This window comes from Candidatus Hydrogenedentota bacterium (assembly GCA_019695095.1).
Classification (GTDB): domain Bacteria; phylum Hydrogenedentota; class Hydrogenedentia; order Hydrogenedentales; family SLHB01; genus JAIBAQ01.
This window is the reverse complement of sequence record JAIBAQ010000080.1, coordinates 1-19,939: the sequence shown is the minus strand read 5'-3', so window position 1 is coordinate 19,939 and position 19,939 is coordinate 1. Positions and strand designations below refer to the sequence as shown.

The 19,939-nt window shown below is 58.6% G+C and carries 11 protein-coding genes; 6 read left to right on the top strand and 5 right to left on the bottom strand.

Annotated elements, in window-relative coordinates; all coding sequences use genetic code 11:
* The first annotated feature begins 1 nt into the window (after position 1).
* From K1Y02_14270 to K1Y02_14245, 6 genes are all read left to right on the top strand, one after another.
* A complete protein-coding gene (locus K1Y02_14270; GenBank protein ID MBX7257524.1) occupies positions 2–988 on the top strand; it encodes an SDR family NAD(P)-dependent oxidoreductase in 987 nt (328 codons plus the stop codon).
* Positions 989–1,022: 34 nt separating this feature from the next.
* Positions 1,023–1,997, top strand: a complete 975-nt coding sequence (locus tag K1Y02_14265; protein MBX7257523.1) for an NTP transferase domain-containing protein — start codon at positions 1,023–1,025, stop codon at positions 1,995–1,997.
* Positions 1,987–2,847, top strand: a complete 861-nt coding sequence (locus tag K1Y02_14260) for a hypothetical protein (protein MBX7257522.1) — start codon at positions 1,987–1,989, stop codon at positions 2,845–2,847. The genes K1Y02_14265 and K1Y02_14260 overlap by 11 nt, the downstream gene beginning before the upstream one ends.
* A 224-nt stretch (positions 2,848–3,071) precedes the next feature.
* Positions 3,072–4,451 carry a polysaccharide biosynthesis/export family protein gene (locus tag K1Y02_14255; GenBank protein MBX7257521.1) on the top strand — a complete coding sequence of 460 codons (1,380 nt, stop codon included), beginning with the start codon at positions 3,072–3,074 and terminating at the stop codon, positions 4,449–4,451.
* A 77-nt stretch (positions 4,452–4,528) separates the two neighbouring features.
* On the top strand, positions 4,529–6,532 hold the full coding sequence (locus K1Y02_14250; protein ID MBX7257520.1) for an exopolysaccharide transport family protein: 2,004 nt from the start codon (positions 4,529–4,531) through the stop codon (positions 6,530–6,532).
* A gap of 284 nt (positions 6,533–6,816) precedes the next feature.
* A complete protein-coding gene (locus tag K1Y02_14245) occupies positions 6,817–8,247 on the top strand; it encodes a hypothetical protein (protein ID MBX7257519.1) in 1,431 nt (476 codons plus the stop codon).
* A 64-nt stretch (positions 8,248–8,311) separates the two neighbouring features.
* On the opposite strand, the gene fumC is transcribed toward K1Y02_14245, so the two are convergent.
* From fumC to thrS, 5 genes are all read right to left on the bottom strand, one after another.
* Positions 8,312–9,703, bottom strand: coding sequence for a class II fumarate hydratase (gene fumC, locus K1Y02_14240; GenBank protein ID MBX7257518.1), 1,392 nt, complete (start codon positions 9,701–9,703; stop codon positions 8,312–8,314).
* A 158-nt stretch (positions 9,704–9,861) separates the two neighbouring features.
* Entirely contained in the window at positions 9,862–12,189 is a 2,328-nt protein-coding gene (locus K1Y02_14235) for a hypothetical protein (protein ID MBX7257517.1), read from the bottom strand.
* 509 nt (positions 12,190–12,698) lie between these two features.
* The gene (locus tag K1Y02_14230; GenBank protein MBX7257516.1) at positions 12,699–14,981 is read right to left on the bottom strand and encodes a tetratricopeptide repeat protein; all 2,283 of its coding nucleotides are present in this window, start codon (positions 14,979–14,981) and stop codon (positions 12,699–12,701) included.
* An 84-nt stretch (positions 14,982–15,065) separates the two neighbouring features.
* Positions 15,066–17,330 carry a hypothetical protein gene (locus K1Y02_14225; GenBank protein ID MBX7257515.1) on the bottom strand — a complete coding sequence of 755 codons (2,265 nt, stop codon included), beginning with the start codon at positions 17,328–17,330 and terminating at the stop codon, positions 15,066–15,068.
* 156 nt (positions 17,331–17,486) lie between these two features.
* Complete coding sequence (gene thrS, locus K1Y02_14220; protein MBX7257514.1) at positions 17,487–19,412, bottom strand: threonine--tRNA ligase; 1,926 nt, start codon at positions 19,410–19,412, stop codon at positions 17,487–17,489.
* Between the last annotated feature and the right edge of the window lie 527 nt (positions 19,413–19,939).

Sequence of the window (19,939 nt, the reverse complement as noted above, 5' to 3'; positions counted from 1 at the left end):
CATGGACTGGACAGGACGCAAAGTACTGATCACGGGGGCGGGGGGCTTCATCGGAAGCCACCTTGTCGAACGGCTGCTATCGCAGGGCGCAGAGGTGCGCGCCGTAGTCCACGGGAACATGCGGGGCAGCATCGGCTATCTAGCCGGGGTGCCTAACCATCATACGAAGAACCTGGAAATCTGCGGAGGAAACATCCGCGACGGGGCCTTCGTGCGCGAAGCCGCCGAAGGCGCGGACACGATCTTCCATTTGGCCGCCATCACCAGCGTGGCCTATTCCTATGCGAACCCCGAAGAGACTATCGTCACCAACGTATTCGGGACGTTGAATGTCTGTAACGCGGCGCGACACGAGCACGTACGGCGACTGGTGCATACCTCGTCCGCGGGGGTGTACGGGACGGCAGTCGGAGGTAAGCCCATCAACGAGATGCACCCCGTGGCGGCCCACAACCCGTACACGGCCTCGAAGCTTGCGGCGGACAGTACAGTCGAGAGTTTCTATCTATCGTACGACTTGCCGGTCACTACGTGCCGCATATTTAATGTCTATGGTCCGCGCATTGGAAGATTCCTGATTATCCCCACGATAATCATTCAACTGATGCGTGGGAAGGAGTTGCGGCTAGGCGACTTGACGCCAACAAGAAATTTCACCTACGTAGATGATATAGTGACTGCTTTCGTACGCATGGCTGAAGAAGACAGCGTGGTCGGCGAAGTGGTAAACTTTGGCTCGACCCGCGCAGTGACAATCGGCGAGTTGGCGCAGATGATCGCCAATTTCATGGGCAAGGACATGGACATCGTCGCCGACCCCGAACGAGTTCGACCCAAGAAGAGCGAGATACTCCGCGTTGAAGCGGACAGCTCGAAAGCACGCGCATTACTGGGATGGGAGCCGCAAGTGAGCCTCGAAGAGGGGTTGCAGCGGACCATCGCGTGGATCGAGGCGGGCGGTTACGACGACGTAACCGTGCCTCACTGAGTACTCGGAAGCGGAAGGGAGACCAAGGGAAGGGATGGCTTCGCGCACCTATCAGGGCGTGATCTTAGCGGCCGGCCACGGTTCGCGCATGGGTCCGTTTGGCGAACTCATGCCCAAGCCCATTGTGCCCATCTGCAACAAGCCTTTGCTTGCCTACCAACTTGAATCGATGCGCTCGGTCGGCATCGAAGAGATATTTATTGTCATTGGGCATTTGGGCCATCGCATTACGCAGATCATCGGTGATGGATCGCAATACGGTGTCCGAGTCGAGTACGTCGAACAGCAGCAACGTCTTGGGATTGCCCATGCCGTTGGCCAGTTGGAACGCCTGATCCATAGTCCTTTTTTGCTCATGCTCGGCGATATCTATTTTGAAATTGACGACTTGCCGAGTATGTTCAAGGAGATGGAAGAACATGATGCGGCGGCCGTAATCGCCGTCAAGGAAGAAACCGACCCTGAGGCCGTCAAGCGTAATTTCTCGGTCCAACTCCGGGAGGACGGGACGGTCCGCCGGGTGATCGAGAAACCGCGCCACGTGCCTAACCTGTTGAAGGGATGTGGGTTATACCTTTTTGACTTGCCGATTTTCGACGCAATTCGCCGCACGCCCCGGACGGCCATGCGGGATGAATATGAATTGACAGACTCTATTCAAATTCTGATCGATTTCGAGTATCCTGTTCGTATTGCAGGGGTTGTGAACTGGGACGTGAACGTGACGTTCACGAGCGATTTGATTGCGTGTTCCCTGCATCAACTAAAGCGGAGAAATCTGCACGAGTTGGTAGGCGCGGCGTGTACATTGGCTGACGGTGTTAAACTGCGCGATTCCGTTGTCGGTGATCGCGTGGCGATCACGCGCCCGGCCACGTTCGAGCGATGCGTCGTGATGTCCGATGTCGTCATTGATGACGGACTGGACTATCGCGATACGGTCATTACGCAGCGACCCCGTAACCATAGCGTCCCCGGACTGCTTCAGGAAAGCGCCCATGGATCGTAAGAGCAGATCGATATCGCATATCGCCGTCGCGGTTGCGATAGCCGCTTTTGCGTCGAGCGCCGCATTTGCGCAAGCGCAGGAACGTTACCACGGCGTGGCTCTCGACGAGAATCATCGTTTGATCATCGAGCAACTCGACAACGTGTGCCGCATCGGGATTATCGAGCGCGGCCGTTTCTCGGGTCCGGATCTCACGGACGTCGTTGAACCGAAACCGGGGCAGTCCGCTCGTGTAACTCCTGAACCGACTTACCTCCTTGAAATCCGCTCGGAGGTGGTTGTGCCGTCGGCGCCAAACTACTTGCAGAACCCTGGCGAGCGCTATCGCATATCGATTCAAACGGTGGACTTGACCCCGCCCTACGAAAACCAATTCGAGGTGTGGGCCGAACCCGCGCGCGATGCCGTCTTGTACGAGTTCTATAAACTGAGCGTGGAGCACACCGGCATCGAGCGGAAAGCGCTGGAAGCTGCGGGGCCGCTGGTGCTGGAAATCTTCAAAGAAGCCCAGGTGTTGCCGGCTGAAATCTACGCCAGCGTATTGCGAAGCCGGTCCGGTTTGTTCCGCATTACGCCGGAAACGCGCCAGCGCCGGAAGATACTGCCTCCGCAGACCTTCGCGCCGCGGCCCGACTTCGGAAGACCGGAATTGGGCGCCACGAAACGCGAACGGCAACGGCGTATGTTGCCGACAGGAGCGACGGCCCCCGGAGCAATTTCAGCACCGACGCCCGGCGTGACTCCGCCGACAGCAACGTTGAACGAACCGGTTAGACCGCGCGCGGTGGGGCCGACCCAGTCTGGGCCCAATCCACCGGGTGCTTCGACGGTTGGGAAGATTGGCCGATAAGGCTAGTTGGAATATTTGGATTTTGGTTTGAGGAGCGGAAGGGAGAGCGGCGACCGCAGAGAGGTCCCGCACTCGCTGCGACTCATTCGGAATACGTGAAGACGAAGTAGGGACAGAAGACGAATTGGAATTCAGATACCGTAAAGGTTGCGCTGGATAACGCGGAAACACCCTGCGGGCTCGTAGCCGAGACTGACAGGGAGTATGTGAGGAGGCGACATCTCATGAAAGCGATACCAGGTTCCGGGCTCGGGTGGGCCGCGCTGATTGCGACGTTTTTGGCAGTCGCAGGATGCACCGCCCCACGCGGGACGATCATGCTCGATCCACAGGGCAAGTCCAAGGACGTGACGCCCGAAGAGATCGACCGTTTGAGCGGGGCGGATACAACGCCCTATCTCTTGCAGGTCGGCGATAAGATCGGGGTTCAGTTCCGCGTGCGGGAATTCCGCGACGGGGAAACGCCATGGGACTACCGAATCGAAGTTGGCGACAATATGGAAGTGCGGTTCAGCGCGCCATTGGGCGACACGGCGGAATACAAAATCGACGTGGGCGACCTCTTGGGTATCAGCTTCCTGAGTAATTGGCAGCTCAACTCGAACCGAACGGTCCGCCCGGATGGCTTCATCACCATGCCGCAGGTTGGCGACATCAAGGCCTCCGGTTTGACGGCAAAAGAGCTGGAGAAAAAGCTTAACGCCTTGTACAAGAAGACAGGGATCATCGAAGGCGACCCGATGATTACCGTAAACGTCGACTTCTCGAACCCGGACCGCTTGGAAAACATGAGCCGCGACGTGGTCGTCCGACCTGACGGCGCTATCCGCGTGCCCGGTCTCGATACCGACGTGCACATCGCGGGCAAGACTGTCGCCGAGGCAGGCGCCGCCATCAAGGAAGCCGCCGGCAAGAAGTTGTCGAATGCGCCCGACGTAAGCCTGGTCGTGTTCCCATTCATCAACAACACGCTAACGACCATGAACGGCCAAGTAACGGTTCGTCCGGACGGCAAGGTCTCGATTGCGAAGATCGGTGACGTTCAAGCGGCCGGTTACAGCGTCGAAGAGGTTCGCCAATACCTCAGTGACGTGATGTCGGCCATGAACTTCAATGATGTCGAGGCCTCCCTGGACCTGGTTCAGGCGAGCGGCGCGCGCATCTACGTGGGCGGCGAAACGAAGGTCAACGGCGTGTTGCCGCTTGAAGGCAGCCCGACGGCCCTTTCGGCAATTCTCATGGCCCAGGGCCCGACCGAAGACTCGCGCTTGAACAGTGTGCTCGTAATTCGGCGCAATCCGAACGGCAAGCCGTATGTGTTCAAGACGAATCTCGCGAAAGTGTTGAAAACGGGAGCCACCGAGAACGACATCCTGCTTCGCGCGTTCGACATTGTCTACGTGCCGAAGAAGAACATCTCGAAGGCGGATCTCTTCGTGCAGCAGTACATCGACGAAATCGTGCCGTTCGACAACAGCCTCGGCGTTTCGGGCACATACTACCTGAACACGCAGAAGACCAATACCAAGTCGCGTAACCTGAACGGCGGCTTCACCATTGTCCCGTCGAACAGCTCGCTTATCGGCGGCGTCATTAACCCATAACGGCACTCCCATGCGCGAGTTCAACATACAGCAACGGTCCGCGGACGCCCAGCGGCGGCGGGAGAGAGGATAGGAAGATGGACCAGCGTCAGCTTTTCTTGAGAGACATATTGACCGTCTTGTTCAAGCGAAAGAAGCTTATTGTGTTCTTCGCGATCGTGGTGATCGCGGCAACCTTCGCGGGCAACGTGTTCTGGCCGCCGACGTACGAATCTTCGGCGCGCATCCAGATTCTGCCTGGCCGCGAAACATTGCAACCCACTACGCCCCTGACATCGCAGAATATGACGCCGGTCATAACGATGTCGGTGGAAGACGTGAACTCGGAAATTCAGATCATGCTGAGCGACGACGTGTTGCGCAGCGTAGTCACCGATCTGAAACTCGACGAAGTGACGATTAGCTCCGAGGGGGCCGTGCGCGGAACCCTGAAGAAGGCCCAGGAAGCGTATGCAAAGCTCCTCATCGCTCTGAAAATACGCAACGAATCGAGCCTGGTCGAGCAGCGCGTCGAGAACCTGCGCGATGCGCTCGCGGTCACGACGATTAAAGACTCCTACACCCTCGATGTGCGGATGCGCTGGGGCACGCCGGAAATGGCGCAGACAATCCTCACGACGTTGATCGCCAAGTACAAAGACAAGCACAACGAAGTCTTCTCCACGCCGAAGGAGGCCGACAAGGTCTTCACGGAAAAGCTCGGACAAATGCAGACGGAATGGAGCGAGGCGCAACAAGCGCTCAAGACGTTCCGCGACTCTACAAAAGTGTTTGAGCTGGACGAAGAGCGGAAGTTGTTGCTCGACCAGTACACGAAGGCAAAGAACCTCGCCGTCCAATTGGAGCAGTTGGGTACGGTGACCGAGGGCGTGAATGCGGCAGGCGGCGGCGACGCGAACATCATGTCGACGCTGGGCCGCGAAACGTCGAGCACGGTCATAACCGAGTTGCGCTTGCGTCTGCTTGAGTTGCTGTTGAACCGCAACGAAACCGTGCAGTCCAAGGGCCCGAATCACCCCGACGTGATTGGCATCAATAACCAAATCAAGCAAGCCACCAGCCGTTTGAAGGAAGGCATAGACAACGCCACCGAATCCAACAAGAAGCAGATTGCGGAGTTGGAGGCGCGCCTCACCGAACTGAACGGCGTCATGGACAAGTTTGACGCCCTCACGAAGGACGTCGAGATCAAAGAGAAGGCGTACGAGTTCATGGCGACGCAAGTTCAGGAGATGCGCGTGAACAATCTCCTGTCCGACGCGAAGGTCAACAACATCGCGGTTGTATCCGATCCGAGCCTGCCCACCAATCCGATTCGCCCGAGGAAGATGTTGAACCTCGTGCTGGCGCTGATTGGCGGTATTGTCGGCGGTTTCGGTATTGCCTTCTTCCTGGAATACCTCGATCACGGCATCAAGACTCCCGAAGACATCGAGCACTATGTGGGCGTATCGCCGATCGGCTCGTTCTTCCGAGGAGGCGACAAATTGAACGCCGCGGAGGCCCAACGCATCGCGTCACTGCTGGATGTTCTTGTTACCGAGAAGAGTCTGCAGATCATTGAAGTCACGAGTGCCGTGCGCGGCGAAAGCGCCGGACGCGTTGCGCGCGCCATCGGCGAAGCGTGGGCCGACGACCCCGCCGGCCCGACCTTGCTCGTCGATTTCACAAGCGACGGCGGCAAGGATGGCCGCGGTCTGATGGATTTGGTTCTTGGCCAGGGCCGCCTAGACGACCTCGTGTCCTCGTCCGGTTCGCTGTACGTGATGGGCCGCGGCGGACAACGCGAAATCCCGACGTACCTGTGGCGCTCCGATCAAATGCAGCGCGCGATGGGCGAAATGCGTGAGCGGTTCATGCGTATCATCTTCAGCATGCCGCCGGTGTTGCAGTCCAGCGATTCCGTCAACCTCGCGCGGTTCAGCGACGGCGTGGTCGTGGTCATTCGTGGCGATAGCACCCGCCGTGAAGTCGTTCGCCGCGCGGTGGAAATTCTTGCCGAAGCGAAGGGCCGCGTGCTGGGCGCCGTGATTACGGACCGCCGCCAGATCATTCCGTCGAGCATCTACCGCCGCATCTAACAGGCGGACTTCGAGACCCACTCAGCGCGCCCCTGGGACATCCCGGGGGCGCGGTTCTTTTTGCGGCAAAGATCGCGTGTGTTTCCGGCGAATCCGGTTTAGAATAGACTTGGTCGGTAAGTCCGGGGGATTTGAACGGGGGTATAGACGGCACACCATTCAGACACACCACGGGTCCGCATATTGTGTGCACGTATGAAGACCCGCTGCAGACCACCTTTTCATCGCGAGGGAACAACCAGGAGCGCTAAGCGCACGGGTGAGCCCGTGCCGAGGAGGGAAGCATGAGTCAGTGTCTGAATCGCCGACAGTTTCTCGGGTGCAGCGCCGTTGGGGGCACGTTACTGGCAACGGGGTTTGGGAACTACGCGCGCGCCGCTGTCCCGGAGGAAGGATGGCCGCAGTTTGCGCCCGTCAAGATACACGCCGTGTTTGTCGGGCGCACAGGCGACATTTATCTGTCGCGGCCGACGGAGGAAGTGGGGCGCCTCAAGGAATACCTCAGTCAGGTTGAGCGGCGGCTTGGCGACGTGCAATTCGTAGGCGGCGAAATCCTCCCGCCTGCCGAAGCCAAAGACGTCGTGCCTGCCTTGAAGAATGCCGATGCCGTGATGATGTTTCATCTCTCGGGACACGGCGGTGGCGCGCCCGCGGAGGCGATGCAGCAAATCGTGGATACGGGTCTGCCGACGGCGGTCTTCTCTCAACCATTCAGCGGGCACGGGTGGATGTATTTCCCGCAGTGGAAGAAGGACGGCAAGAAGGTCGTGCTGCTGCCGACGAGCGATTGGGGCGAACTCGACCGCGTATCCGCGCTGCTGCGCGTCCCCGCGCGCATGAAGCAGACGCGCATATTGGTGATTCGCGGACCGATGGGAACGCCTGCCGCGTGCTCGGCGGATAGCGTGAAGACGAAGCTGGGCGCGGAGTTGATTCCAATCACCGTGGAGCAAACCATTGAAGCATTCAACGCGGTCGATCTGAAGACGGCCGAGGAAGAAGCGGAGCGGTATTGGATTCGCGAGGCGAAGAAGATTGTCGAGCCCACGCGCGACGAGATCGTTTCCGCTACGCGGTATTACCTTGCCGTGAAACAGCTCATGCTCGAACATGGAGCGCAGGCAGTCACGAGTTCCAACTGTATGGGCGATCCCGCGAAGGGGTGTCTCGCGTTTAGCAAGCTCAACGACCTCGGCATGGTTGGAGCCTGCGAAGGCGACATGGATTCGACGTTGACCATGCTCCTGTTCGGGTACGCCTTCGGCAAGCCCGGATTCATCAGCGATCCCGTGTTCGATGCGGCTCGTAATGCGCTGATCCACTTCCACTGCACGTCGTCCACAAAGATGGACGGTCCGGATGGTAAGCGGCGGCCGTTCTCGATTCGCACACAGACCGACAGCCATCGTGGCGTGGCACTCGACGTGGAAATGCGCGAGGGTGAAGATGTCACGTGCGCGAAGCTGATTAACCTGGACACCATGCTGTGCTCGACGGGGAAGATCATCGACGTCACGCACGACCCGCTCGGATGTCGCACGCAGTTCGTCACGAAGGTCACGGACGCGCGCAAGATGTTCGAGAATTGGGGCGGAGGCGTGCTTCAAGGCGACACGATGACACTGCTGCACCGCGTCGTGTTCTTCGGCGACCACGCGGCAAGCATGGAAGACCTGGGGTCCCTAATGGGATTCAAGGTCGTAGCCGAGGCGTAATTGAAGGACGCCCGGCGTCGTTGCCGGGCGTCACCCATATTTCAATGCCTATCGACACAAGTTGTTAGTCCGAAGGCCCAATCATTTTTGACGGCACCACCGTCGCGTCGAACTCTTCGGCGGTCAATAGACCCAAGCGCACGGCCTCTTCTTTAAGAGTCGTGCCGTTTGCGTGCGCCGTCTTCGCGATTTTCGCCGCATTGTCGTATCCGATTTTGCGATTAAGCGCCGTGACCAGCATAAGCGAGTTGTTGAGCAGTTCGTCGATGCGCTTGCAGTTAGGTTCGATACCTATAGCGCAGTGTTCGTCAAACGATTCCGCGGCGTCGGCCAGCAATCGGATCGACTGCAGCACGTTGTAGATGATAACGGGCTTAAAGACGTTCAGCTCGAAGTTGCCCATCGAGCCGCCGACATTGACCGCGGTGTCGTTGCCGATAACCTGCGCCGCGACCATCGTCATGGCTTCGCACTGCGTGGGATTCACCTTGCCCGGCATGATCGACGAGCCCGGCTCGTTCTCGGGAATCGTGATTTCGCCAAGCCCGCTGCGCGGCCCGCTCGCCATCCAACGCACGTCGTTCGCGAGTTTCATGAAGCTACATGCCACGGTCTTCAGCGCGCCGTGCGTCATGACCAGCGCATCGTGCGCCGCAAGCGACTCGAACTTGTTGGGCGCGGTTTTGAAGGGCAGCCCGGTAAGCTCCGCGATCTTCGCCGCGACCTTCGCATCGAATCCCTTTTTCGTGTTGAGCCCGGTTCCGACGGCCGTGCCGCCAAGAGCCAGCTCAGCCAACTTGGGCAACGTGGATTCGATACGCTCGATACCGTTGGTCAACTGCTGCGCGTAACCCGAAAACTCCTGTCCGAGCGTAAGCGGCGTGGCATCCATGAGGTGTGTACGCCCAATCTTTATGATGTCTTGAAAAGCCTCTGATTTCTGTTTGAGCGTGTCGCGCAGCTTTGCCAATGCGGGCAATAACAGACGATGAATCTGTTCCACGGCCGCAATACTCATGGCGCCCGGGAACGTGTCGTTCGACGACTGCGACATATTGACATGGTCGTTGGGGTGAACCGGCTTCTTACTGCCAAGTTCGCCGCCAAGCATTTCGATGGCGCGATTCGAGATGACTTCGTTCGCGTTCATGTTGGTCTGCGTGCCGCTGCCGGTCTGCCAAACGGAAAGCGGAAAGTGGTCGTCCAACGTGCCAGCGATGACTTCATCGGCGGCCTTGCAGATGGGTTCGCAGAGCGCCGGATCGAGCAGGCCCATTTCGCAGTTCACAAGCGCGCACGCCTTCTTCAGAATGCCGAGGGCGCGAATGAGCTCGCGAGGCATCTTTTCGATGCCGATCTTGAAGTGCACGAGCGAACGCGCGGTCTGGCAACCGTAATACCGATCGTTCGGTACCTGCATTTCGCCCATGGTGTCTCGTTCTACTCGGTATTTCACAGCGTGTTCCTCCGCAGCTAACGAATCGACGTTTATCCCGCGCGCCCAGTGCGCCAACAGGGAAATCTAGGCTCTGGAGGCGTGAAGTGTCAAGAAGTGGGTGCGTCTGGGCGCGAAGGTGTGCGCGACTGTTCGTAGCCGCGCACACCCAAGACAATCTACTTCGCAGGGATAAGCCCCGTGGGGCGCGGCGGGCCGTCGTATGGCGCGGCGCCGTGGCTTTGGCCTGAACTTGCCGGCACGGTGGTCAGCGATACGTCGGTCGTGTCGGGCGCCTTAATGAACCCGAAGTAGCGGCCCATCCAGTAGCCCTGCAGCCAGCCGATGGGCGGCGTGACCGACTTGCCGTCGTCTCCGCCATCGTAATGGAGCGCGTTCTGGCTGCCCCACATGGCCTTGGTCTCGCGGGGCGATATGCCGCGCGTGCCGCCGCCATACGGAACGTAGCCGGGTTCGGGCGCCAGGTCGTCGCGGAAGGAATTGCGGTAGCTGTAGCCGACACAGTCGAGTGGAAAGTCGCGTAGATATTCCGCGGCACGGTCCGCCTCGCAATCGTTGCCCGTTAATCCGCCGTACATGAAGTTGAAGAGCGGGACATGCTGCATGCGCTGGACTTCCCAACTCCGCTCCAGACTCCGAAGATAGATCGACCGGAGTTCGGGATCGTTCGCGTAGCAGAGCAGCGGGAAGTAGCAACGGAACGCGAGTTCATCGTCCCACGGCACCACGAGGTCTGGCGGGAACGTGAGTTTCTGCCGCACGGTGTACTCCTGATATCCCCACTTGAGCAGTTGCTGAAGGCCCTGCTGGAACTTCGGATCGCCCGAGACGGCCGAGGCCGTCCACATGTAGGTCTGCGCTTCCATACCGTTCAGGCCGCGGGCGTCGAACCCGTAGGGCTTGAGCAGGTAATCGGGGTCCCAGCGACCCCAACGCGTGGGCTTGTCATCCATATCGCGCAACACCCAACCGTTGTCCATGATGTGTGAGGCGATGTTGGTGAGGTGCTTCTTCGCACGCTCTTTCTCCGGTCCTTGCGCAACCAGTTCATAAAACAGCGCCACGGAGAAAATGTGACCATTCACTTCGTCGCTGGAGGTGTCGCCCTTCCAGTACCAAAGGCCGTCGTCGGTGGGATACCACTTTGCGGGAAGCCCACCCGAACCGCCTTCCGCCATTTGGCCTTTGTCGCCTTTGACGGACCAGATGGCGCGGGCGATAAAGCCATCCTTGGGAGTAATGGCATCGAGCCAGATTATGGCCTCGAACGCGTCGACCGCCGCGGCGCGCACGCTTTCGTCTTTTGTGACGGCGTACTTGAAGCACAGTGCGGCGAGGTACTCCGCGCTGTTGCCGCCGTCGTTGTCGCTGATTTCGCGGACCCACTCGTTGTTCTTGGAATCCCAATAGAGTTGGTGGATGAACCCAAGGCGCTTGTGGCCCCACTCGTTGAGTTCGCGTTCAAAGTAGGCGGCTTTCTTCAGCAGCGTGTACGGTTCGTAGCGAATGATGCCGAGCCCGCCGTCTGTCGCGATGTACACCGTGTGTCCGCTGACGGCGATATCATGCACGTTGTCGCCGGGCAACCAGTGTTGGTAACCGAAATAGTGATACGCGTTGCCGGTCCTGCGAATCGCGCCCTTGGTGGTGCCGATCCATAGATCGCCATCGAAACCTTCCGCGAGGCACGTCGTATCGTGATAGGGGAGGCCTTCGGCGCCGGTAAGCGTCGTGAGGGCCATGCCGCGGATAACCGCCACGCCGCGTCCGGTGGTGACATAGAGGCGGCTGCCTTGGGCCATCATGTCACGCATATCGCGCGAAAGCATTTCGCCCCAGTCGATGGGATTGGGGATGAACTTGGCGCGGTCGAGCAGGGCAATGCCGCCGGGCCGCAGAATGTAGAGCGTGCCGCTATACGACGCGATACGGTCGATGGGCGCGATGGAGACGGGGTTCATCAACACCTGCGTGCCATCGTCCATGACCACGGTGCTGTCGTTGGAGAGATAGCCCGTCGCAGGTTTGATGTCGACGAGTTTGCCGTCTTCGTAACGATAGATCGCATCTCGCGTCGCGGCATGGACCTTGCCGACGTGCATGCACAGATCCACGATGGGAAGGTCCGCAACACGCGCCCACGCTTTGCCGTCGTAGCGGTGGAGTTCTTTCGCGGTCGCGGCCCAGAGCGCGCCGTCCAGCACACGCATGCGAAGGATGCCGCTGGGAGCCCCGCCGACATCCTTCAGCGAGTCGCCTTGCAACACTCGGAGCGAACCGTCTACAACGGCGAAGAGCGCGTCGTTGTACGCGGCCAACGCGGTTATTGGGGTCTTTGTCGAGATGGTCGCCCTGTTTTCCTGTAAGTAGACGTCGTCGGCAACGGGTTTGTTGTACGAGGTTTGCGGAATCGCAATATCGGCTCCGGCAAACGGTACGGCAAGGATTACGGCCATGAGAATGATGACAGCGCGAACATGTTGCATGTCCAGGACTCCTGTAGGTTCTTGGGAAAACCGTGCATGGACCGGGTCCAGAGTACCACATGTCGGCGGGCGCTCAACAGGGGCCGGCCTGCGGCGTAGCTCTCTGGAAGCGAGCGGCGGACGGCTTGGGGAAGATGGAGACCGTTCCGTCGCGAGCCGACAGGTGTGTCGGCGGAGTGCCGGGTCGGGAGACCGTGGCACAGCACGAGGAAGAATGAAGAGTTTCTCACGCAGAGCCGCTGAGGCGCAGGGAGCGCCGTGTCACCCTGGGTTCTGTGTAACGTGACGATTCAAGGGTACCTGGGTGGGGATGATGTGTGAATACAAGAGCCCGCGCATCGGGAACAGGCCTGCACGGCAGCGAGTAGGCAGGGTCGGCCCCAAGAGTTGTACCTCATATATGTGCGCACGTTCTTTGCACTCGGGAGCGAGCGGCAGGCGGCCTGGGGAAGGTAAAGACCGCTCGGTCGCAAACTATGCGGGCTCAGGTGACATTGGCACAACTAGTCTCATTTGGGCTCCAGAGGCGGCGATGCGGGAAACCAGTGCAATTTGTCGGCCTCCTGCGCGTAGGGGAGATTTGGACACCGGCGAACCATGGCCTTGTAGAAACGGTCGGCAGCTTGGGGATCTCTGCCTTTGATGTAGGCGCCGCCTTGATAGAGAGCGTACAAAGTCAGTGGATCGTTATCGGGAAGTGCCTGCGCGGCCTGCCACATGAGGTCGGCAGCGACATAACGGTAATGGAAGCGCTTGTTGGGGACAGGGGCGCTTCTCCAAACGCGACGCATTTCATCATCGGTGGCGGAGAGTACTTTCGCTGTCGCAGGGTTCATGGTCTTGAACCAGTTTCTCCTTATGACTTCCGAGCCATACGTGAGCGGAGGCGTCTCATTGGGCTTGTACGTGCGATAGTAGGTTGGCCCGGCGCGCGAAAGAAGACCGTGGATATACGTCCAGTCCGGTTCAATCTCTGTGCCCATGAGTGCCATACCGGTGTCATACGCGCTCTTCGAGGCAGCCATCATGTGCTTGGCCCACATGGAATCCGGTTTCGCGAGCTTGCGCGCCGTGGGGAGTTCGTACGTAAAGTTGTCCCAGTGCACCGCGTGTAACTCCGCCGCCGCCTTGAGTTCTGTGCTGACTCCAACAAGAATCGTTCTCTGATCGTCAGGGGCGTATTCGGCCGCTTGCGCCCATTTGCCGTTTCGGGCTAGCCGACGCGATAGTAGGCTCCGAAGTGCGGCTAGTCGGTTTTCTCCCTCTTCGCTATATCGCTCGCAGCGCTTCTGAAATTCAGGATCGTCCTTATGTCCATCGACGAACGTGCGCAATTCGGCCAGAGTCAGGACGCGTTCAGCGACATATGCGGCATCCGTCCAATATTCGGCGCGCAAGAAGAGCTCCAGTGCTTTGACGTATTCGCCACGGCCCAAGCTGAGTACCCCAAGACCGGCTTTAACGTCAGCCCCGACGTCCACGAAGGTGAATTCATCAAGTTGCCACGTCTCGTCTGCGGGAAAAGCATCCAGTATCGAGTGAATGGTCTGTGCCGCTTCGTCGACACGCCCTTGCCGAAGGAGTATTTTCGAATGAACCCATGTCGCGTACGGAGCCGAAGCGTCGGCTTGCTCTACCCAGCGCTGCGCCGTTTCGATATCGCCTTCCTTGTACGACGCCCATGCAAGCCGATCTGCCTCGGGAAAAGGCCCCTTGATCCCCGACTGTATTAACGCGGTGTTCCAGTCCTTGATTCGCTTTATGCAGTCATAGTCAGAAAGCAAATACGCCACAATCAATCGGCGGCACAAGGGATCGGTTGTGAGATTCAGATCGAACTGCTGCGCCGTACACGCCACCCTGCAAGCCGTTCGCAGCGAATTCGCCCAACGATGACGCTCATGCTCAGGCGCCAATCGAAGGAGATCCGTGTAATGCTGAATTGCCAATGCGTTTTGACCGGCGAGCATTTCTGCTTGCGCTTGCCACCCCAGACTATCGTCCGCCAGATGAAGCGAATCCGCGAATCCGTCGTTGGCGAGGTCCCGAACCATGGAATAGTACGAAATGGAGGATGACGGGTCTGTCTGGAGCAATGCCTTTGCGATCATATGGGCGGCCCACGTCGAACGGTAATGCCTGCGTTCCGCGGGCAGTTCCAGCAAAGATTTCCATTCGCGAACCGCTGTAATCTTGTCTCCTTGGTGGTAAGCCACGGCTCCCTTGCTGTACAGCGCAAACTCCTCGGGGATGGATTGCAGCACTAGAGCATCCGAAAAGAAGTCATACATGGAATTCTTCGCTTTAGACTCCCATTCCGTTTGTTGGGATTGGTTGCCATCGGAAGCCGAATAATACGTATTCCCACTCACCTGATAAGTCGAGATCTTGGCGTCCCACTGGATACGCCCGGTCCGCTTGCGGAAATCTCGGTATCTGTCAACAACATTAAATGAGAAGGAATCGGTGTTCCGCGGCACTGAAACACCTTTCTTCTGACGGGCCTCTCGAAGCTCGGCAATATCGGTGTCAATCGTCTTCTCCCACGTTGACGTCCGCCACGTTCCGGCGGCCTCCAGATCCTTCCACTCGGCATCGGATACGCTCAGATCAATCTCGAAGATCCGCGACAACTCATGGCGAAAATTGGCTCTGGGCATGGACAATACGTTGTCTTCGCACCCAGTCGTGAGGTAGTTGTTAGGCATGTAGAAATTGCCGCAGGCCCACGCGGCACGTTCGAGTATCAATAGCCCCAGAACCGCGACGAATGGCAGACGGCGAAACAACATGGCGGCGAGACTCCCCCTAGAGTGAACGCGAATCACCCTATTTATCCATTATGGTAGGGTGGAAGTTGCATTAACAAGGGGGTATCAAGATGGAGGGATGTCTTTGTTGGGCTCCGGAGGCGGCGACTTGGGAAACCAGTGCAGTTTGTCAGCCTCCTGCGCGTAGGGGAGATTTGGACAGCGGCGAACCATGGCCTTGTAGAAACGGTCGGCTGCCTCGGGATCGCGATTCTTGATCCACATGCCACCCCAATAGAGTGCGTACGGAATCAGAGGATCGTCATTGGGCAAGAGTTGGGCTGCCTTCCACATAAGGCCTGCGGCAACATAGCGGTAGTGGAAGCGCTTGTTCGGGACGGGGGTACTTTCCCAAACGCGCCGCATTTCCTCGCTGGACGCGGAGAGCGCCTGCGCCGTAGCGGGATTCAGGTTCTCGAAGGGATTCGGCCACATTTTCACCACGAAGGGAATAGCGGGATTCGCATCTTTCTTGTACGTTCGGTGGTAAGTGGGCCCCGGGATTTGGACTATTCCTTCGAGGTAAGACCAGTCCGGCTCGATTTCAGAACCAAGGAATTCCATACCGTTCCGGCGGATGCACTCGGCTGCCGCGATATAGTGCAGCGCGCGCACCCGCTTCGCGTCCGCGGATTCACCCTTTTTGCTTTTCTTGGCTTCTGGCGCGCTTGACATGTCTTCCAGACGGAATCTCTGTCCCTGAGTAGCGGTGCTCAGATGAGTCTTCAGGTTCGAGATAGTCTCTTGTTCGGTTACGGACATGTAGATGCGAGCCGAATCCAAATCACCACCACGTAGGTACCGGCGTGCGAGGATGCCGCGCAGTAGCTCCCTGCGAGGTTTTCCCTGCCCGTTCCAATAGAGGTCCCCCAAGGGCTCCTCGTAAGCGGAATCGCTGTGATGAGCGTCTACGAACTCGCGGAGCTCCGAAGTGGTTAGCACGCGTTCGGCGACGTATGCCGCGTCGACCCAATAGCCGGATCGCACAAACAGGTCGAGTGCTTTTGCGTACTCTCCACGGCCCAGCAGAAGTACGCCCAAGTCCGCTTTGACGTTATCAGCGGCAGCGAATGGCCCATTCTTGTTCGGGCCCGGCCACTGATCGTCTGCGGGGAAGGCATCGGTCAAACCGTGCAACACCTGAACGGCTTCATCGATTCTGCCTTCTCGAAGCATCAGCTTGGCGCGGGTCCATCGCGCATACGGCAAATCGGGATCGGCGAGGTCAAGCCACTGCTTGGTATTCTCCATATCGCCTGACGCGTAGGCCGCCCACGCCAGCTTGTCTGCGTCGGGGAAAGGCTTCCGAACACCGGATTGCGAAATGAAGTTGTAGAGGCCCAAGCTGTAGCGTTGTTTATTACTCGGATTGGAGATCGTCCACGCTGCAATGATCCGTTGGCAAAGGGAGTCCTCGGCGAGTTTGAGATCGAACTGGTCCGACTTGCAGGCCATCCAGCACGCGGTCTTCAGGGACTCGTACCACTTTCGCTTGTTGCCTTCCTCGCTCAACTGGAAAAGTAGCAGGTAATGTCGAATTGCTGCGGCGTGCTCTCCGGCATACATCTCGGCCTGGGCCTGCCATCCGAAACTGTCGTCGGCCAGCCGGAGGGAATCGTGGAGTCCTGCATCGGCGTAATCACGGATCTTTGTGTAGTAGAGGATCGATGTCGCGGGGTTTGTTTTGAGCAGTGCCTTGGCGATCATGTACGCGGCCCACGTCGATTTAAAGTGACGATTGTCCTCCGGCAGATCGAGAAGAGCCTTCCACTCGCGGACGGCAGCTTCCAGGTCGCCCTTGTGAAAAGCACTCGCTCCACGCGCGTAGAACGCAAATTCGTCAGGAAGTGACTCGGGCAAAAGGGCTTCGGAAGACACCGCAGTCAGGCTGGGCTCGTTGGGGGCGCTATTGTCAGGGGGCGGCGGCGCGCTATCGGGATTTGCGCCGCTCGGATACATCTGCGCTTTCCACGTCGAAGGCGGTTCCGAAGAACGATAGGTCTTGTAGAGGTCCACGATCTCGTTGATCTTGCCTCCCTCGACTCCCGCCACTCCAAGCGCCTGGCGAAGGTCCACTATGTCGGCACGGAGTGTCGCATTCCACGAATTTGGAGATTCCTTGGGTACAGCAGGCTGTCCCGGAAAAGTAATCTCCTCATCAAGAATGCGCGAAAGTTCGCGCTGAAACGAGGCAATCGGCATGTCGAGAGTCCTGCTCTCGGATCCATAAGCCAAATAGGAGTTTGGCCATTCCGCTCCACATGCCACGGCAACGGATACTGCAAATGACGTTGAAAGCAGGAATGTACAGACAATACGGCGCGCAGACATAACTCGGATACTCCCCCTTTGAGTGAACGCGAATCACACTATTTATCCATTATGGTAGGGTGGAAGTTGCATTGGCAAGCCGCGGGGAGAAGAGCGTAATAGAATAACGCCCGGCACAGAAGCCGGGCGTTACGAAGATAAGGTCAAACGGTTGGTTCAGGATTCGTCGGCGTCGATCTTTTTGCTCGCGATTTCGGCGTGGAAGCGGGCTATGAGTTCGTCGAGGCCCACGCTGCCTTCGTCGCCACGGCGGCGGTGGCGGAGAGCGACGGTGCGGGCGCTTTGTTCGCGTTCGCCGATGACGAGCATGTAGGGGATCTGCTGGGTCTGGGCGGCGCGAATCTTGTACTTGATCGTTTCGTCGCTGGCATCCATCTCGACGCGGAAGCCTTCGTCGAACAGGCGGTCGCGGACTTCTCGGGCGTAGTCTTCGTAGGCGGACGCCACGGGAATCACCATGGCCTGCGCGGGCGCGAGCCACAGCGGGAATGCGCCGGCGAAGTGCTCGATGAGGATGCCGATGAAGCGCTCAATGGACCCGTAGATCACGCGGTGGATCGCCACGGGGCGGTGCGCCTGGCCGTCGGGACCTGTGTAGTCGAGGTCGAACTTGTCGGGCATCGAGAAGTCGCATTGAATCGTCGCGCATTGCCACGACCGCTTGATGCTGTCTTTGATGTGGAAGTCGATCTTCGGCCCGTAGAACGCGCCGTCGCCTTCGTTGATCTTGAAGGTCATGCCTTTCGCTTCCAACGCACTGCGCAACGCGGTGGTGGCGTTTTCCCACATCTCTTCGGTGCCGATGGAATCCTCGGGACGCGTGCTGAGTTCGACGTGGTAGTCGAATCCGAAAGTCTTGTACACGTGGTCAACGAAATCGATGATGGAAATGACTTCGTCCTTGATTTGCTCCGGTGTCACGAAGATGTGCGCGTCGTCCTGGGTGAACATGCGCACGCGGGACAACCCGTGTAGCACCCCTGATTTTTCGTGGCGGTGCACCGTGCCCACTTCGGCCATGCGCAAGGGAAGATCGCGGTAGCTCCGCAATCCCGATTTGTAGATGAGCATCGCGCCGGGGCAGTTCATGGGTTTCACGGCAAAATCACGTTCGTCGATTTTCGTGAAGTACATGTTTTCGCGGTAGTGGTCCCAGTGGCCCGACTGTTCCCAGAGGATGCGTTCGAGGATGATCGGCGTACGGATTTCGTGGTAGCGCCGCTTGCGATGTTCGCTGCGCCAGAATTCCATCAGGGCGTTTAGCACCACCATGCCTTTGGGATGGAAGAACGGGAAGCCTGGGCCGACGCCGTGGAAACTGAACAGGTCGAGCTGTTTTCCGAGTTTGCGGTGGTCGCGTTTCTCGGCCTCGGCGCGCAGGCGGATGTACTCGTCCAATTCTTTCTTGCTTGGAAACGCGGTGCCGTAAATGCGTTGCAGCATCGGCCGTTTCTCGTCGCCGCGCCAATAGGCGCCCGCCACACTCAGCAATTTGAACGCCTTGATGCGACCGGTTGACGGCAGGTGGGGCCCGCGGCACAGGTCGGTGAATTCGCCGTGCGAGTAGAAGGTGATGGTTCCGTCTTCAAGGTCGCTAATGAGTTCCGTTTTGAATTTCTCGTCGCGTTTCGAGAAGAAGTCGAGCGCTTCCTGTTTTGAAACCTCACGACGTTCGTACCGCGCATCTTCTTGCACGATCCTTTCCATCTCGGCTTCGATGGCCGGGAAATCGGCTTCGGTGATGGGCGGTTCGGTGTCGATGTCGTAATAGAATCCGTCCTCGATGGCCGGGCCGATGGCCAGTTTCGTATTCGGGCGCAGCCGCATAATCGCCGACGCCATCAGGTGAGCGGCGCTGTGGCGCATTACGTCTTTGCCCGCCTGCGAATCGAAGGTCAGGATTTCCACGGTGTCGCCGTCGGTCAGGGGCGTGGGAAGGCTCTTTACCTCGCCGTTGATGCGCGCGCCCGTGGCGGCTTTGGCGAGGCGCGGGCCGATGGTCTCGGCCAACGTCAGCGCGGTCGCGCCCGGTTCAAGCGACTTCTTCGATCCGTCCGGCAAAACAACGGTAATGGTGCTCATGGAGACTCCTGAGTGCTGACGCGGCGGTACGCGCGGTCCGGCTACGCCCGGGCCTGACGCGGTTTATCCCTTAGAAACTCGCCCGCGTATACGCAGTGGGATTGATAAAACGGGGTGTATTTTGCCACGAACGCGCAGGAAAATGCGAAAACCCGAAAGACCGAGGGCCGGGGCAGGTGGTGTGTCGCGCTTACATTGCTTACGAATTGGGTGGCATGGAGGAGGCAATTTGGACATGATTAACATGATTTACAAGATGACTTCTCTGTGGAATGGCTGTGTGGCTTACCGGGAAGCGTCTTAATCGTGTGAATCGTGTAAATCCTGTCTATTACTCCTCCGACACGGGGAGGGTGATTCACTCGCGCAGAGGCGCGGAGGCGCAGGGAGATTTCGGCGCGCCGAAGGCTCCCAGACATGGACCTACGGGAATGGAATCTTCTGTCACGGAACGGACATTGGATGTCTCCGCCTATCCCGCGTGCGAGCACAATGCGCAGTTGGCGCGGAAGAGGGAATTTGGACAT